At 44.7% G+C, this 18,370-nt stretch carries 12 protein-coding genes; 8 read left to right on the top strand and 4 right to left on the bottom strand.

The genetic code is table 11. From position 1 onward, the window contains the following. The first annotated feature begins 71 nt into the window (after positions 1-71). The 4 genes from modA (at position 72) to C9I89_RS09315 (ending at position 3,862) form a co-directional block, all read left to right on the top strand. Positions 72-851, top strand: a complete 780-nt coding sequence (gene modA / locus C9I89_RS09330; RefSeq protein ID WP_107283081.1) for a molybdate ABC transporter substrate-binding protein — start codon at positions 72-74, stop codon at positions 849-851. Then, positions 851-1,537, top strand: a complete 687-nt coding sequence (modB, locus tag C9I89_RS09325) for a molybdate ABC transporter permease subunit (RefSeq protein WP_170107669.1) — start codon at positions 851-853, stop codon at positions 1,535-1,537. Before modA ends, modB begins: the two co-directional genes overlap by 1 nt. Further along, positions 1,537-2,652, top strand: coding sequence for a molybdenum ABC transporter ATP-binding protein ModC (modC, locus tag C9I89_RS09320; RefSeq protein ID WP_245905455.1), 1,116 nt, complete (start codon positions 1,537-1,539; stop codon positions 2,650-2,652). The genes modB and modC overlap by 1 nt, the downstream gene beginning before the upstream one ends. 562 nt (positions 2,653-3,214) lie before the next feature. After that, the gene (locus C9I89_RS09315) at positions 3,215-3,862 is read left to right on the top strand and encodes a CAP domain-containing protein (protein ID WP_107283079.1); all 648 of its coding nucleotides are present in this window, start codon (positions 3,215-3,217) and stop codon (positions 3,860-3,862) included. A gap of 158 nt (positions 3,863-4,020) precedes the next feature. On the opposite strand, the gene C9I89_RS09310 is transcribed toward C9I89_RS09315, so the two are convergent. The 3 genes from C9I89_RS09310 to malT all read right to left on the bottom strand — a co-directional run bounded on the left by C9I89_RS09310 (position 4,021) and on the right by malT (position 8,015). Next, complete coding sequence (locus C9I89_RS09310; protein WP_107283078.1) at positions 4,021-4,290, bottom strand: D-fructose-6-phosphate amidotransferase; 270 nt, start codon at positions 4,288-4,290, stop codon at positions 4,021-4,023. A gap of 266 nt (positions 4,291-4,556) precedes the next feature. Next, the gene (locus tag C9I89_RS09305; protein WP_107283077.1) at positions 4,557-5,255 is read right to left on the bottom strand and encodes a DUF4336 domain-containing protein; all 699 of its coding nucleotides are present in this window, start codon (positions 5,253-5,255) and stop codon (positions 4,557-4,559) included. 51 nt (positions 5,256-5,306) lie between these two features. Further along, complete coding sequence (gene malT / locus C9I89_RS09300) at positions 5,307-8,015, bottom strand: HTH-type transcriptional regulator MalT (protein WP_107283076.1); 2,709 nt, start codon at positions 8,013-8,015, stop codon at positions 5,307-5,309. Positions 8,016-8,496: 481 nt separating this feature from the next. Between malT and C9I89_RS09295 the strand changes: the two genes are divergently transcribed. The 3 genes from C9I89_RS09295 to glgB all read left to right on the top strand — a co-directional run bounded on the left by C9I89_RS09295 (position 8,497) and on the right by glgB (position 15,496). Beyond that, a complete protein-coding gene (locus C9I89_RS09295; RefSeq protein WP_107283075.1) occupies positions 8,497-10,959 on the top strand; it encodes a glycogen/starch/alpha-glucan phosphorylase in 2,463 nt (820 codons plus the stop codon). Between the two features lie 149 nt (positions 10,960-11,108). Then, entirely contained in the window at positions 11,109-13,295 is a 2,187-nt protein-coding gene (gene malQ, locus C9I89_RS09290) for a 4-alpha-glucanotransferase (protein ID WP_107283074.1), read from the top strand. Between the two features lie 53 nt (positions 13,296-13,348). Beyond that, positions 13,349-15,496 (top strand): 1,4-alpha-glucan branching protein GlgB, encoded by a 2,148-nt coding sequence (glgB, locus tag C9I89_RS09285; RefSeq protein ID WP_211315237.1) that lies wholly within the window; start codon positions 13,349-13,351, stop codon positions 15,494-15,496. 120 nt (positions 15,497-15,616) lie between these two features. Here the strand turns inward: glgB and C9I89_RS09280 are convergent, their stop codons facing one another. Further along, positions 15,617-17,263: an ABC-ATPase domain-containing protein gene (locus tag C9I89_RS09280; protein ID WP_107283072.1), complete on the bottom strand. Its 1,647-nt coding sequence runs from the start codon at positions 17,261-17,263 to the stop codon at positions 15,617-15,619. A 390-nt stretch (positions 17,264-17,653) separates the two neighbouring features. Between C9I89_RS09280 and ppiC the strand changes: the two genes are divergently transcribed. Continuing rightward, positions 17,654-17,935 carry a peptidylprolyl isomerase PpiC gene (gene ppiC / locus C9I89_RS09275; protein ID WP_107283071.1) on the top strand — a complete coding sequence of 94 codons (282 nt, stop codon included), beginning with the start codon at positions 17,654-17,656 and terminating at the stop codon, positions 17,933-17,935. Positions 17,936-18,370 lie beyond the last annotated feature (435 nt).

Genomic DNA, 18,370 nt, shown 5'->3' with positions numbered 1-18,370 from the left:
TTCGTTAATCATTTTCATTACCCGATATATACCTTACTATATATCGATATTTTGATGGTAAGGATAAAGTGATGGGATCGGGTAAAAAGTTTGTCTCGTGTGTCGTTTCAGCAGTCTGTCTGGTGATATCGGTAGCACCAACTTATGCTAGTGAAAAAGTGACTGTGTTTGCGGCGGCTTCGCTGACCAATGCAATCACTGAATTGGCTGGGTTGTATAAAGAAAAAGCAGGGATTGACGCGACGTTGTCTTTTGCTTCTTCTTCAACCCTGGCAAGACAAATTGCACAAGGTGCACCGGCCGATATCTATCTCTCTGCGAACAATAAATGGATGGATTATGTGTCCCAGCAGCAAATGATAGAACCTGAAACACGCCAATCACTGTTAACGAACTCACTGGTATTGGTTGCGCCGAAGTCTTATTCCGATGACAAGATTGAAGTGTCTGCCAGCTGGGATCTTAGTCAGGCACTTCAAGGTACACGTTTAGCAGTCGGTGATCCGGCGCATGTTCCTGCCGGACGTTATGCCAAAGAATCATTACAAACATTAGGGTTGTGGCAACAAGCTGAGCCGCTGTTAGCAAGGGCGAATAATGTTCGTTCAGCATTAGTTCTGGTGGAAAGAGGTGAAGCGATGCTTGGTATGGTCTATAAAACGGATGCTTTAATTTCTAAACAGGTGAAGCAGGTTGCAGAGATACCTGCTAGCAGTCATCAACCGATTGAATATCCTATTGCAATTGTCAATGCAATGTCACGCCCAGAGGTTAAGGACTTCTATCAGTTCTTACAATCAGAGCAAGCGCTAGCTGTCTTTACAAAATACGGTTTTGGGGTACACCAATAGTGTTAACCGATTATGAGTTACAGGCGCTGCTGCTTAGTCTGAAGATCGCGAGTGTGGCCGTGATTTTTAGCCTGCCAGTTGGCATTTTATGCGCTTGGTTGTTGGCTCGATGTCAGTTTGTTGGTAAGTCATTTCTTGATGGTTTAGTTCACCTTCCCCTAGTGTTGCCGCCGGTTGTTATTGGCTATTTGTTGCTGCTCGCAATGGGACGCCAGGGTTTTGTGGGGAAGTGGCTATATGAATGGTTTGGGCTGACGTTCAGCTTTAGCTGGCGTGGGGCTGCACTGGCGGTAGCTCTTGTTTCATTCCCGTTAATGGTGCGGTCGATTCGTTTGGCGCTGGAAGGTGTTGATCGTAAATTAGAGCAAGCGGCGCAGACACTGGGTGCAGGGCCATTGAAGGTATTTTTCACTATAACACTGCCATTAACACTTCCTGGTATCCTCACGGGTACGATTCTGGCCTTTGCCCGCGCACTGGGCGAGTTTGGCGCGACCATTACTTTTGTGTCGAATATCCCTGGAGAAACGCAAACAATACCCCTCGCGATGTTTTCTTTTATCGAAACGCCGGGAGCAGAGAATGAAGCTGCACGGCTTTGTGTGATAGCGATAGTGATAGCGTTGATGTCGCTGATGGTCTCTGAATGGCTAACGCGAATTGCCCGTAAGCGTTTGGAGGCATAATGTTAACAATAAACGGTATGTTAACAGTAGATAATATTCTGAAAATTAACATAAAGCAGCAGCTTGGTGATCTGTTGATGGATCTTGCTCTCGATTTGCCGATGAAGGGGATCACCTCGGTATTTGGTCGTTCCGGGGCAGGTAAAACATCTCTTATTAACGTATTGAGTGGTTTGAGTCAGCCTGACGAAGGATACATTGCACTTGGAGAGCGAGTATTATACGACAGCGAGAAAAGGATATATTTACCGCCCGAACAGCGCCGAATTGGCTATGTTTTTCAGGATGCTCGTTTATTTCCTCATTACACCGTGATTGGGAATCTTAACTATGGTTGCCGGCATAAAGACCAGCAGCATTTCGATGATGTTGTGGCGTTATTGGGAATTGAACATCTATTAAAGCGCTATCCTTCATCCTTGTCTGGTGGTGAAAGGCAACGTGTTGCGATTGGTCGGGCGCTACTGACAAAACCAGATATGCTGCTGATGGATGAGCCCTTAGCTTCGCTGGATCAGCCGCGCAAGCAGGAACTGATGCCTTATCTGGAAAAACTGGCGAAAGAAGTGAATATTCCGATCCTTTATGTCACCCATAGTTTGGATGAGATATTGCGTCTGGCCGATCATATGGTCATGATTAATCAAGGCAAAGTGGTGGTGTCTGGACACGTTAATAGTGTATGGGGTTCACCTGAAATGCGTCCCTGGCTGCCGTCGAAAGAACAAAGCTCACTAATTAGTGCCCGGGTTAACGTTAATCATCCGCAATATGCATTAACCCAAGTTATGCTTAGCCATAATGCTTATTTGTGGGTGAGCCGATTGCCACATCAAAGGGGTGAGTGGATAAGGGTGCGTATTCATTCCAATGACATATCGTTAACGAAATCCAAACCACAGCAAACCAGCATTCGTAATATCTTATCGGCACGAATCGATAAGATCCTACATGATCAGGAAGAGCAAAAGGTAGAAGTTAGGTTGCGAGTCGGTGAAATGCATTTATGGGCGAATATTACACTTTGGGCTGCTGATGAGTTGAACTTGAAGGTTGGTGATGAGGTCTACGCGCAAATCAAAGGCGTGAGTGTGACTAAAGACGATTTAGTCTAGCCCCTAAAAAGATAAACTCAAACGACTCAAGTTCGCATCTCAAATCGTTTGGGTATATATGAATATTATATACTTGCAAAATAACGAGAGGTTTACTTGTAAGTTGGTCCTAAATATAGACTAATAAATGTGCTTGTTATTGTTTGCATCTCGACTGCATTTGCTTTTTGTAAAAAAATCATGGTGTCTTAATACTGTATGTTGAATATGTCTTGTTGCTTAGATAAATATTTTTAATGATTTTCATTATTATTCATGGTTTTACAAAAGAATGTGATATTAATCTCTTAATGCATAAGGTCAATAAAATTATATTTATATGGATGTGCTAGTCTTAATTATTTAAGTCTGTGTCAGACTTTTGTCAATTTATCTGTTTTCTGACTGCTGGCGGTTGAAATATGAAATCAATTACGAGTATATTAACCGTGCTTTTATATCAGCGGTAAAAAACTCCATTAAGGGTTAATTTCAGATCATAAAAATATTTTTGAATGGTATTTTACTGTTCAAAATATTGATTGATATTAAATAGATAAGTACAATCATATTGGAAGTACCCATGCGTTTATTCTCATTAATATTTGTTTCTCTGTTCTTGATTTCAGGGTGTGGTTCAGGTGGTGGCTCAGACAGTGTACAGAACAGTGTCTCTAATTCAGGAAGCGGCATTTCAAATTCCGGTGATTTTAATGGAACCCCATCAACCCCAGATGAGGGTAGTGGCAGTATTCAAGACCCGGTCAATTCTGGTAATGGGGATTCATCACCAGCTCCAGCACCAATTACCGGTTTTGAGCAAGAAATGTTGACAGCGGTTAACGCAGCACGGGCTGCCGGTTATGACTGTGGCGGAACCTTTATGCCAGCAGTAGGACCGTTGACTTGGGATGCTGATCTTGAGCAAGCTGCGTTTGTGCACTCTAGCAACATGGCTAACTACAACTTCTTTAGTCATACCGGTCAAGATGGGCTGAGTGTAAGTGACCGTGTAACAAATCAAGGTTATAGCTGGCGTGCAGTTGGTGAAAATATTGCTGCAGGTCAGAAAGATGTTAACGCTGTAATGACGGGTTGGTTAAACAGCCCTGGCCACTGTAAAAATATCATGAGTGCTAACTTCACTCAGATGGGCGCATCATTTGTGACTAACTCAAGCACGCAATATGGCATTTACTGGACTCAGGTATTTGCCGCGCCAAGAAATTAATTTTATTGAGAACTGACTTTTCCCCGAGCACATCTGTAGTCTTACTATTTGATTGACCATTGCCAGTGCAGTACCAGAGTGTAACTGCACTGGCCTCTACTATAACCCACGTAATTTCAACATGCAGGATTCAGAGTTATCCAGGCACCAATGCTACGTTACTGTTTCTTGGCTGCTTGCAGATGATATTGTTCTGTTTCGCTAACCCAGGCTGGGCGGTTGATAACTTTGCCTAAAATGAACGAAGGGAATACACAGAGCAGTAGCGGAATTGATTCGTAAAGATAGGTTGTGGCTAAAGCACCTTCATGATTGATATTAGTAATTAGTGCCAGAAAATCAAAAATTACGCCTAGTATCGTTAACACAGAGAAGATGATAAGAGTTAGCCCTAGAAGGTCACGAAAATAAATCTTGGCAGCACTCAATTTATATTACTCCTTATATCATTGGCATGAGATAGCGCACTATTCCCATTAATGCGTCGTTACTTAAAATAGTTGAAATTGCTATGCGATTTCATGTCATGAGGTGATGAATTGTCAATTTGGTTTTTCTTTAAGATCAAATATACGCTTCATTCAGATGATTATTTTGACTTACATCATACAAATGAGGTTATGGTTGGTACTTAGGTGATAGGTAAGTTTGCAAGTGGTGTGCTGTATGGTGATGCTATTTCATGATATTGAGACTAAGGCGCGTTTATGTCACCTTGCAATGCCCAGTCAAAAGCGTTGTAGAATATTTCTTTTCCACCTTCAGGTATTACTCTGCCATGGGCCAGAATAATCCGGTCAAAAGGCCAGGTCAAAATTTCTTGCAGTGATTGACGAAGACGGGTTTTGTCAGTGAAAGACAGCCGCCAGTAATAAGGCATGGCAGGCTTTTGGTAGCAGCCGTTAAGCAATGCCAGGCCAATTGTGAGCATATTATGACTGTCAACCATCCACGCTAATGTATCACCGACGATCAGGGTGTTAGATTTAGGATCGCAAAAGACAACTTCTTCCATTTTGTCGCTGCCGCGTACCAATGTTTGTAATAACTGATGACGCCAAAGTTCAGGTGTATGTGCGCTGAGCGCATCATCAAATACCAGATCTGTTCGTTTGTTTTGTAATCCTGGAGGAGCAAAAAAATAGGCTTCAGGGTAGGCAAGCCACCACTCAGACAGAAATAAGTGGTGGCTCATATTTGGTGTCACAATGGCTTGTACCTGACCGAGCTTGGTTAACTCAAGCTGAAGCTGAGTCGTTAGCTCAATAGGCGAATGAATCAGTAATTGATTGTTATATAACCGAATAATAGTCATACGACCGCCAACAGGTATGCCACTCACCTTGAGCGGCATGTCCTGATACCAGATGCGACCTCGACTCCATTCGATCATAGGTTATCCTTAACCTGTTATCCTTGTGTAGTTATTCAATTAGTCATGCCATCAAAAGCCCATTAGTTTCAATAAGTTTTCTGCAGTTTCTATTGCTTGTTGCCGATTTGCAATATTCAGTTTCTGGTACAAATTACGGATATGAGTTTTGATCGTGGTGGAAGCCACATCTAACTCCGATGCAATTTGCTCGTTACTGTAACCGGCATAAATCAGCCCCAGTACCTGCCATTCTCGTTGTGTCAGCGGACTGGTTCTGATCAATTCCGGAATATTTGGCAAGTTCAGCAGTTTTTCAACAAAATTCTCATCGAAATGTACTGAGCGTGTACGTTCTTTACTGGTCATCTCGCGCAATAATTGTTGTGCACGATGTAGTTCCAGCTCACTCAGTTGTTTCGTATCAACCAGTTCCTGAAGCAAATCGCAGATTTCATTTGCATCACACAAGAAATTTCCGATCATGCCCGTACTGTTAGTCAGAATTAACGCTTCTTTCAAGTGGTTAAGGGCTTTTTCTCGCTGTCCCTGCATTTTACTGAGAACAGCTTCCAGTACAAGGTTTCGGTTCCTATCGGTGACGAGGTGATGCTCTTCACAACCTTCCTTAAGCATGGCTAACACTTCTTGTGCTTGCTCAAGATTATTTACTGTCAGGCTGGCACGGGCAATGTTACGCCATTGAAGTTGCTGGAAGTGGTTACAGGCTCCCTCTGGACGCTCGGCTTGTTTCAGCCAGTCAGCGATGTTGTCGGTTTCGCCCTTGGCCTGCCAGAAAAGCAAGTTAGCGAAATCGGCATTGGCTTTCCAGTCAATGTGATAAACGGAGCGCTTCATCAAACTGTTACAGAGATCTAAATAACGAGCCGCTTTGTCTAATTCGCCGCGGGTTACCGCAATTTTTGCCAGCATTGAGTAGGCATGTAATGATTTTGTTTCATCGAATGGCGCAAGTACTTCTAAGCTTTTATGTGCACATTCTTCAGCCTCATCCAACCGGTTCCAGCACCATAGAATTTGTGCACGCAAGCGGAGAAGAAACTCATGCAGAGGCACTTGTTGCAAGTGCTGCTCTTTTACCAGTTTATACGCCTGATCGAGTAATTCGAAGGCAGACTGTACATAACCTTGAGCAACCAGAATTTCGCTTTGCTGCAGCAGCGCCCACAGCGCCTGATGATAAACATGGTACTGACGTGCCATTTTCTCAGTTTGCTGCATCATAGGTAACGCACGGCTCAAATTGCCCAAACAGTGATGCACTTCTCCCACGACAGAGGTGGCAACAATACGGCTTCGGTAAGTCGTCGATGGTAATTGCCCCAAGGCTTGTTCTGATAAAACCAAGGCATCTTCGGGCTTACTTTGGTTGATCGCTACCTGAGCGCGAAGCGCATTGAACTCACCCTGAAGCGCATCATCTAATACCAGATCACGCTGGTGCATTTCGGCTTCAGATTCTGCAATTAGTTCGCCCACGTCGTTGTAACGATGCTGACTTTGTGCGAGCCACGCACGTAATAACGTCAGGCGAGGTGCGCTGAATAACTTGTCTTTACTTAAAGAAGCAATGGAATCTTCCAGTAGCTTTAATTCGCCATGGTGGAACATATCCCAGCCATGATTGGTGAGAATCTCTATGGTTAGATCTTCATTTTCACTTTTTAAGGCATGAACTAATGCTTGTTGTGGGCGGTTTTGCTTCAACCAGGCTTTGGCAGCACAAGTGTGCAATTCTGAACGCTGTTGAGGTATCTGCGAGTAACGCTGGTGACGCAAGAATTCGGCAAAAAGGTTATGGAAACGGTACCAGTTATCAGCACCTTCCAGGGTATTGAGGAACAGACCAAAACGGTTGAGTGATTCCAGCAAGGCTAAAGAATCACTACGGCCGGTTAGATCAGTCACGAGTTCTGCATTGAACATATCGAGTACAGAACACTGTAGTAAAAATTGTTGTATTTCATGATCTAGTTGATCGAATACTTCTTCTGCAAGGTAATCCCATAAATGGCCTCGGTTGAAATTGGCCATTGATAGAGCAGATTCTGCCAGGTTATTTGGCGTTTGCTGGGCGTGAAGTGCAATTAACTGTAATGCTGATGGCCAGCCTTCTACTTGCTCTCGCAACGAATTAAGAACGGTACTTTCGACATCTTCTGCAATGCGCTTATGGAAAAAACGTTCGGTCTCTTCCTGATCGAAAGCCAGTAACTGGTTATCAACCTCGATGAGAAGATCACGAACACGAAGATTCGCGGTGCCGAGAGGGGGCTGTGTTCGGCTGGTTACAACTAGGGTCAGGTTGTCGGGCATGTGCTTAAGGAAGAAGCGCATGCCTTCATGGATGTCGTCGTTGGTGATGACATGATAATCATCAAGAACTAAGTAGGTTTGCTCGTGATAATCTGTTAGTTCACCAAATAGTTCACTGAACAGGGTTGCCAGACAGGCAAATTGGCGACGTTCTGCCATTGCCTGGGTTTTTAAGCACGCGCTGTTCGTAGCCTTGTTGATGGATTGCAGGAAGTAATTTGCAAACCTGAAGGTATCGTTATCGCTCTCGTCGATATTGAACCAACCAGTATGAGGATGCTCGTTCAGCCACTGAGCAGCCATCGTGGTTTTTCCGTAACCGGCAGGAGAACGAAACAGTACAAGACGATAAAAAGGTGCTTGGTCGAGGCTTTCCAGCAAACGCGGGCGAAGAATCGCATTATGAAGGCGTGCTGGTTTAGTCAGTTTCGATGGTATCCACATAGTCTTGTTATCTTTTGTAAGGTTTCAAAATCCAATTTGATTTCTGGTAAATCTTGTACCAGGAATAGGTCACCTTCATGACGGGTATGCCGCGAAGAAATAAAATGATGGACGAAATTGGCTTCACATCATTTGACCTTGTCCCTAACTTTACCTTTCTATGTCGATGAAAAGGTATATCTATCGTATCTCACCCCCAAAATTATGAGCTGGCTCACATATACAGCTGCGGGAAATAAGAAATGAATCCGTAGTTGCACATAAGTTTTACATGTAAAAGTGTGAGGTATGTTGTACCTATGGCGGTCTGAACTTTTTTCTCCGCCCTGAAACTACGGGCAATGTCACAAAAAACGCGGAGTTTCATTACCTACGCCCCTCTGACTCATCCCTCATCCTCCAAGGGGCGGGAGGATGTTTTTAAAGGCAAATACAGGCAGCATAGACACCAGTTGGAATAATCCTAGAGAGAGAAAGAACCATGACTACACGTGGTCAGACACAACAATTTGATAAAGCGGCTTTTAAAGCGGCAGTACAAAAACACTTAGTTACTACTTACGCACAAACGGTTGAAACAGCAGACACACGTAGCTGGTATCTTGCCGTTGGCCGTGCATTGGCAGAAATCAGTACTGGCAGCTTGCTTGAGACAGAGAAGTTTGTAGCTGAAAGCAATGCACGTAGTGTTAACTACCTTTCACTTGAATTCTTAATCGGCCGCCTTACAGGTAACAACCTAATCAGCATGGGTCTCTATGAAGATGTGAGCGGTGCGGTAGAAGAACTTGGTCTGAACTTATCCGACCTGCTAGAAGAAGAGCGAGATCCTGCTTTAGGTAATGGCGGTTTAGGTCGTCTGGCTGCTTGTTTCATGGATTCATTAGCCGCTCAAGAATATCCAGCCGTAGGTTACGGCCTACACTATGAGTACGGTCTATTCCGTCAGTCTTTTGAAAATGGACGCCAGGTGGAAGCACCGGATGCATGGCGTGGCATTGAAGGTTACCCTTGGGAAGTTCTTCGTCCAGAATTGAATCAGACGGTTGGTCTATATGGTCGTGTTGAATCATATATCAATGAAGATGGTGAGAACTGCCGTCGTTGGGTACCTGCGTTGAACGTTGAAGGTGTTGCCTGGGACCTTCCTCTGATTGGTTATGATAATAAGAGCGTTTACCCACTACGTTTGTGGGAGTGTCGTTCACCTGCACCGTTCAACCTGGCTCGTTTTAACGATGGTGATTACGTAGGTGCCCAGTACGGTCAGTTAGAAGCGGGTAACGTGACGAAAGTTCTTTATCCGAATGATAATCATGATCAGGGTAAAGCACTACGCCTGATGCAACAGTACTTCCACTGTGCGTGTTCAGTAGCAGATATTCTACGTCGTCATTTCGCGGCAGGTCACAAGATTGAAGATTTTGCGAAGCTTGAAGCTATTCAGCTAAATGATACCCACCCAACTATCGCAATTCCCGAGCTAATGCGCATTCTTCTTGATGAGCAGAATCTTGATTGGGATGCGGCATGGGCAATTTGTTCTAAGACCTTTGCTTATACTAACCACACCTTGCTTCCAGAAGCACTTGAAACGTGGAGCGAAGCGCTTATTTCAGAGATGCTTCCACGCCACATGGAAATCATCTTCGAAATTAACCATCGCTTTATGAGCCTGGTTGAAAAGAAATGGCCTGGTAACAATGAAATCAAGCGCAAGCTTTCAATCATTGAAGAAGGCCCTCAACGCATGGTACGCATGGCTAACCTTTGCGTAGTGAGCACTTATGCCGTCAATGGTGTAGCAGCCCTTCACTCGGAGCTGGTTAAGCGTGATCTGTTCCCTGAATTTCATGAGTTATTCCCAGGGCGTCTCCATAATGTAACCAATGGTGTTACCCCGCGTCGCTGGGTGAAATACTGTAACCCTGGCCTGTCTGCGTTGATTAGCGAAAAAGTGGGTGATGACTGGCCGAAAAAGCTGGAAAAAATCGCCGGGCTGGAAAAATTCGCTGACGATAAAGCTTTCCAGAAGCGTTACATGGCAGTGAAGAAAGAAAACAAACAGCGCTTGGCTAACTGGGTTGAAGAGAATATGGGTATCGAGTTAGATACTGATGCCATCTTTGATATCCAAATCAAGCGTCTGCACGAATACAAGCGTCAGCACCTGAATCTGGTTCATATTCTGTCGCTGTATCACCGTCTGATCAATGAGCCGACATTTGATATGCACCCGCGCGTATTCTTCTTTGGCGCAAAAGCAGCACCTGGCTATGCACTTGCTAAAGATATCATCTTCGCAATTAATAAAGTTGCTGAGAAGGTGAATAATGATCCTCGTCTTGGTGGCAAGCTGAAGGTTGTATTTATCCCTGATTATCGCGTAAGTCTTGCAGAAATCCTGTTCCCGGCAGCTGATGTTTCTGAGCAGATTTCTACTGCAGGTAAAGAAGCATCAGGTACAGGTAACATGAAGTTTGCCCTAAATGGTGCCTTAACTATCGGTACGATGGATGGTGCAAACGTTGAGATGCGTGAAGAAGTGGGTGATGAGAATATCTTCATCTTCGGACTACTCGTTGATGAAGTACAAAAACTACTGGAAGAAGGGTACGACCCTTACCGTTACTATCATGCTGATAGTTTACTGCGTGCATCACTGGATCTGTTGGAAACTGATGAGTTCACCCCAGGTAAGCCTGGCCAGCTGGCGGCAATTCGTCATAACTTGCTGGAAGGTGGGGATCCGTACCTGGTATTAGCAGACTTTGCAGATTATGCGAAGACTCACGAGAAAATTGATGCTGAATACCGTGACCAGGAAAACTGGGCGCGTAAGGCAATTCTTAACACTGCTTTGATGAGCAAATTTAGTTCAGACCGCAGTATCCGTGATTATGCAAACAATATCTGGAACTTAAAACCAGTTTCAAAAAAGTGAGCGTAGCGCGTTAATACCACTTGTTTGTTAACTCTTTTTGCTAGTTAGCAATCTAATTGAGTTAACACATAGCTGGTTATTAATATTTTTTATAGATATCAGCAAAAACTAACATCGTAGCGGCCGCAAGGCCGCTATCGGAGAGAACGATGAAAGAAGACAATGTATTAAAACAAGTTGCTGAAATGGTTGGGATTGCAGACAGCTATGTCAGTGCTTGGGGCGATGAAGCTAAGGTTGAAGATGAGACGATTCTGCGTTTATTAGCAGCGCTTGGCTACGATACTAAAAATGATGATGCGCTGTTAGAATCTGCCCGTAAAAAGAACCGCCCTGACGTACTTGCACCTGTGCAGGTTATTCGTCGAGGTGAACAACCAATGCACATTACTTTACACCTTGGTGTCAGTGCCCGTATGAGTGACTTCAGCTGGCGTCTGCACACCGAACAAGGCGAAGTAATGGAAGGTTGGTTGCAATCGCAATTAATTTCAGATGATCGTGAAAGTGGCGGTCCGCTTGTTTTTGCTTTGCCTGATGATCTGGAAATGGGTTATCACAAGCTTGAAGTCTTCCGTAAACGTCGTAAATCTCCGTTTGAAATGACACTGATTGTGACACCTGAATCTTGTTATAAGCAACCCGCGTTGTTGGATGACAAGAAGCTTTGGGGCACCAGTGTTCAGCTGTACTCTGTTCGTACTAACCATAACTGGGGTATCGGCGATTTTGGTGATCTGAAACAACTGGTTGCCGACATTGCTGCACGTGGTGGTGATTTTGTGGGCCTTAACCCAATTCACTCACTATTCCCTGCAAACCCTGAGGGTGCAAGTCCATATAGCCCGTCTTCACGCCGTTGGCTAAACCTTATGTACATTGATGTCAGCTCGGTTCCTGAGTTTGCACAATGCGATCCTGCACAACAACTAGTTGGCAGTTCAGAATTCCAGCAGCGCCTGGTTGACGCTCGTAATACTAACTGGGTGAATTATAGTGAAGTGTCATGCCTGAAAATGGCCGTTCTGCCATTATTGTTTGAGACATTTACTGAACGTCATCTGGACAAAAAAACAGCTCGTGCTGAGAATTTCCTGCAATTTGTTGAAGAGGGTGGCGATAGCCTGCTTCATCAGGCCGCATTTGATGCCTTACATGCTAAATTGAAAAAAGGCGATGACAATATTTGGGGCTGGCCAGCATTCCCTGAAGAATACCGCCACTTTGATAACGCAGCCGTTAAAGCCTTTATAAAGAACAATTTCAAGCAAGTTCAACTGTATATGTACCTGCAGTGGTTAGCTGATACGCAGTTGGCAGAAGTGAATGATCTTGCTGAAGAAAAAGGCATGGTAATGGGTCTGTACCGTGACCTTGCTGTTGGTGTGTGTGATTCAGGCGCCGAAACGTGGGCTGATCACGGTGCACTATGCCAGGACGTAAGTGTTGGTGCTCCGCCAGATGTTCTTGGTCCATTAGGCCAAAACTGGGGTTTACCACCATTAAACCCACAGGTACTGAAAGAAACAGCGTACGAACCATACATTCAGTTATTGCGTGCAAACATGCGTAACTGTGGCGCACTGCGTATTGATCATGTATTAGGTCTTTTACGTCTTTGGTGGATTCCTAAAGGTGAATCTGCGAAGAGCGGCGCATACATGTACTACCCAGTTGAAGACCTGATGGCAATACTTGCGTTGGAAAGTCACCGTCATCATTGCACTGTGATCGGTGAAGATTTGGGTACTGTACCTGATGAGATTGTTGAAAAACTATCAACGGCAGGCGTTCATTCCTACAAGGTGTTCTTCTTTGAAACAGCGGAAGATGGTGGTTACCTATCTCCGGGCCATTATCCGGCTCAATCAATGGCGGCACTGTGTACACACGATATGCCAACCTTACGTGGTTTCTGGCACTGTGATGATCTGAAAATGGGCGAAGAATTAGGCCTTTACCCAGACAAAGAGCAATTGTCTGGATTATTTGACAGTCGTGCCGAAAGTAAGCAAAGAATCCTTGATAGTTTGAACTGGCATGGTTATCTTCCTGAAGGGGTAGGGCACGATGCGAGATATGTACCAATGGATCGCAACCTGAGTGAAGGCTTGCAGCTGCATTTGGCTGCAAGTTCAAGCGCATTGCTGAGTCTGCAATTGGAAGACTGGTTGGAAATGGATAAGCCGGTCAATATTCCCGGCACGGTTGATGAGTATCCGAACTGGCGCCGTAAGCTTTCTACCACCCTAGATGATTTATTTACACGGCAGGACATCATTGACTTAACTCGCCGTTTAACAGAAACACGAGCAAACGCCAGTCAGAAAAACTAATCAGGAGTAGTGCGTTGGACACCATGACAGTGACACGCAGTGATAAGGAATATATGCAGCTCGAAAGAGCTGCGTTTTCAGACCCATTTTCGTTCTTGGGCCCTCAGTATCAGTCAAACGGTATCGCACTTCGTGTGTGGATGCCGGGTGCTGTTTCTGTTAAGGCTGAAACCGAAAATGGTGAGTTGTTCTCTCTGTCAAGAGAGGCCGAAAGTGGCTTCGTTTTAGAGGGCGAGCAAGACTTTACCACGGCAGTTTATAAGCTACATATCGGTTGGCCTAGTGGCGAGCAAACCATTAACGATCCGTACCAATTCCACACGTTTTTACCTTCTGGTGATGCCTTAACGACCCCTTCGCAAATGCATAGCGAAATGGGTGCACAACTGATCACTTTAAATAAAGGTAATAAGCTGGTTTCTGGCGTTCGTTTTCTGACTTTCGCTCCGAATGCTTCAGCTGTGAGTGTGATCGGGCATTTTAATGCCTGGGATGGTCGCCGTCACCCGATGCAGCGTCTGGATGACGGTCTTTGGGGGCTGTTTATTCCAGGAATGGAAGAAGGTACCCAGTACAAATTTGAATTAAAAGATCGTGAAGGAAAAGGGTTGCCTCATAAAGCCGATCCATGGGGTTATTCTTCTGAACAGTACCCGTCTTTTACTTCTATCGTCTACGACCAGTCGCGTTACCAATGGCAAGATAATGCTTGGCAAACGCGTCCGGTCACTGCCAAACATCAAGAAGCATTGTCTTTTTACGAACTTCACGCTGGATCTTGGCGCAAGAAAGACAATGGCGACTTCTTAACATATCGTGAGCTTGCGGAAGAGCTGATTCCGTACCTGTCTGAGATGGGGTATACCCACCTTGAATTGATGCCCGTTTCTGAGCATCCGTTCTATGGGTCATGGGGCTATCAACCAATTGGTTTGTTCTCTCCAACGAGCCGATTCGGGACGCCTGATGATTTCAAATATTTCGTCGATCAATGCCACCAGGCTGGTATCGGTGTTGTACTTGATTGGGTTCCAGCTCACTTCCCTTCAGATGATCACGGCCTTGCAAATTTTGATGGCACGGCACTGTTTAACGACCCTGATCCGCGCCGTGGCTGGCATCAGGACTGGAAGAGCTACATCTATGACTATGGCCGTGAACATGTTCGTCGTTTCTTAGTATCGAATGCACTGTTCTGGTTTGAGCATTATCATATCGATGGTCTGCGTGTTGATGCTGTCGCATCTATGCTGTACCTCGACTATTCACGTGAGCACGATCAGTGGATCCCTAACCATGATGGAGGCAACGAGAACTACGATGCCATTAGCCTGTTGCGCTGGATGAACGAAGAAGTCTATTCTCATTATCCGAACGCGATGACGATTGCTGAAGAATCTACCGCTTTTTCTGGCGTATCGCGTCCGACTGATATGGGGGGGTTGGGCTTTGGGTTTAAATGGAATATGGGATGGATGCACGACAGCCTTTCTTATATTCAAGAAGAGCCCGTGCACCGTAAATACCACCACAACACGATTACCTTCCCATTGATTTATGCTTTCAGTGAGAATTACATACTGTCTTTGTCGCATGATGAAGTGGTTTACGGCAAAGGTTCATTACTGGACAAGATGCCGGGTGATGAGTGGCAGAAAACCGCTAACCTGCGTGCCTACATGGGCTATATGTATGGCCAACCAGGCAAGAAACTGAACTTCATGGGAGCCGAAATTGCGCAAAGCGCAGAGTGGGCACATGACGGTCAATTAGAGTGGCACTGGCTACAGTACCCTCGCCATAGCGGTATGAAGGCGTTAGTGAGCGATCTGAACAAGCTATACACTGCAACTCCAGCCCTCCACGAGCAAGATTGTTCGCCGGAAGGTTTCGAATGGCGCGTTCAAGATGATGCTGAAACAAGTGTATTAGCGCATGAACGTATGGCACTGAATGGCGACAAAGTATTAGTTATTTCTAACTTCACGCCAGTACCTCGCGAAGGTTACACATTAGGTGTGCCAACTGAGGGCGAGTACGAGCTCATGCTAAATACTGATGATGGTAAATACTGGGGTAGTAATGCGCCGGTTAAGCATGTTGTTGTAACAGAGGAAGTAGCAAGTCACGGATTAGATCATTCAATCCGTTTGAATTTACCTCCGCTATCAACAATGTTTATGGTATTTACCAAGAAATAAAGTGTTACCAGAATCATCACAAACTTAACGAAAAAGCCCGTAACGAATGTTACGGGCTTTTTTATAGAACTCAGCGTTTGGGAAAGTTGCTTTTGTTTTGAATAGAGGTAAGCCTTTCGCTTACTTAAAGTCAGCTTTACGCATTCGGCTCAGCACAGCCATGACTTCAATTGCACGAGGTTTCGCTAAGTCGCCGTAGTGTGGCATTGAACGGAACCAGTCATCATGCAGCATCTGTTCAAATGCTTTTGATGGGGTCTTTTCCCAACCTTTACCTTGAGCAAGCTGGAACCACAACCAACCAACAGCATATAGCTGGCTTGAATCAGCAATTTGTTCTAATGCCTGTAGGTCAATTAGCTCACGTCCAAAACGTAACGATGTCTTGTCTTTTACCTGAATACGGAATTTTCCGTCTTCCAGCATGGCCTTTAGCGTACTGCGGTTTACCTGGCGTGTACGAGGTAATGACAGTGTTTCAGTGCCTTCGTGAGTACGACGAGTCGGGTGTGTTGCAATCACTTCTTTTGCTTTTTCTGTAACATCAATGGCTTGATAGTTGTGCATTTGGATAACAGTATCTGCGACGTCCAGATAATCACCAGAACCACCCATCACCAGTAATACAGAAATATTCAGTTGATCTCGAAGAAGTGAAATGCGATCGACCAATGGCGTAATGGGCTCATCATTTTTCGCAATCAGCGCCTGCATGCGCTCGTCACGGATCATAAAGTTAGATGCTGATGTATCTTCATCAATAAGCAGAGCCTGAGCGCCGGCTTCCAGTGATTCCTGAAGCCATGAAGCCTGAGACGTAGAACCAGACGCATCTTGTGTGCTAAATGAGTTTGTATCTTTACCCATTGGCAGATTGCTGATGTACGGTGACAAGTCAACATTATGCACACAACGGCCATCTTCAGCACGGATTTTAGTTGCCGTATCATTGGTAACAATGTATTCACGACCATCGCCCGGTATATGGTCATATACCGAGTTTTCAATCGCATTCAACAGGGTTGATTTACCGTGGAAGCCGCCGCCAACAATCATGGTGATCCCTTCAGGGATACCCATTCCGCGTATTTTACCTTTATGTGGCGCTTCAAGCTCCAGAGCCAGAGCATCAGGGCTAACGAACGCAATAGCGTCAGCCATTGGTAAGTCAACATTACCGGCAAGGCGAGGTAATACGCTGCCATCGGCAACAAAGGCAAGTAAGTTGTTTTCTTTTAGCTGGCTGCGCAGGGCCACCTGATCTTCAACCGCTTCACAGTGACGCTTCATTTCTTCAATCGGTAGTTCACGTGCAATCGTAGAGCGACGAATGACTTTAGGCATAGTAAACGTCAGCAGGTTCATTGCCTTTTTAGCAATGATCTTACGATTGTCTGCAGGTAGGTTAACGCGAAAGCGTAGCTCGATACCTTCTTCATCAAAGACAACAGCAGTGCGATCAAGAATAACCTGACCAGGACGATCAATTTGAATTGCGTTTTCTTGCTGGGAAAGATCGGCAAATTGACGTGCAATGAAATCACGTGCGCCACGTTGGTAATCCTGAGATTGATCTTTCAACCAAGCTAAATCTGTTAGCGCCCATTTACGACGAGCACGAACACGAGAAGCAGGTGCGTATGGGTCTGCTTGAATAGTGTCGATATAAAAGTCGAAGTCAACGAAGTTGTATTCGCCACGCATACTAGAGTAGCTGCGGTAGTTGTGACGGTCGATTTTGTGTAATTTGGCTTCGAGTAATTGCATGTCGTCTCGATATCGTGCGTTATAATTCTGGGGGCTGGATTTTACACTAAAGTCTAACTGTTAGCATGTAAACTTTGGCTATAAAAAAGAATTCCTCTGTAAGTACGACGGCTGCAAGATTACACCAAGGTCTAATTGAGCCTATATCCTGATAATGTATCTTATTAATGTTTCATGATTTCAGATACGAAATGTGAGAAACAAGTCCCTTGTTCATTGCTTTTAACGCCTTGGTGCCGGCAGCACCTTTCCACGGCACCTATTAATTCCATACCTCGTAGTCTATCTGAACCAAGAATGAATTCGTGCTGATGTTTACGCTTGCTACTTTACGTGATTTATCGCACACTTTCTCGCTGAATTCGGATAAGTTACATTGGGTTGTAAATTATGGCTTCAACAGCAGCAGCGCTTCATATTTTAGTGAAGCATAAAGAACAAGCAGACGACATTCTTCAACAGTTGAAGAAAGGCGCTAAGTTTCAAACTCTTGCGAAAAAATACTCCACATGTCCATCTAAGAACCGTGGTGGTGATTTAGGTGAATTTCGTAAAGGGGCAATGGTTCCTGCTTTTGATAAAGCGGTGTTTTCCGGAAAAGTACTTGAACCAATCGGCCCGGTTAAAACTAAGTTTGGCTATCACATTATCAAGGTGTTATACCGGACATAAACTGTATCTAAAAATCAATTGCTTATTTATTTCTGATAATTTTATGGGGCAATCTGATTGTTACCGTGCCCCAGATTTACCATTGCAAATCATATTCTATTTGATCCAGGCTTCATCCATTCCCCTCGCTTCAGGCAATATCAGCAATCGTTTCATCACGGCTAAATACTCTATTTGCTAAACGATGTTGGCGTAGCCAACTCTATCCAGGGTAAAAGTGCTTTAACAATGCGTACTTAGAACTCGAAGTGAATATAAATGCGGTCGCTTCGCTTTGATGTCGGTGCTGGTCAGCTAAGAAATACGCCGAATGATTGCGTGTCAGGTGTTTGTTACAGCTTTTTCAAAGTGTGCTCGTGGCCTGATATGCTGGTACATGGTTGATGCGAATGATCTACATGTACGAGAATGTTGCATGTAGCTTATCCTAAGCCC

Source organism: Photobacterium lipolyticum (assembly GCF_003026475.1).
GTDB classification, from domain to species: Bacteria; Pseudomonadota; Gammaproteobacteria; order Enterobacterales; family Vibrionaceae; genus Photobacterium; species Photobacterium lipolyticum.
The sequence above is the reverse complement of the archived record's forward strand: the minus strand, read 5'-3'. Positions and strand labels throughout refer to the sequence as shown.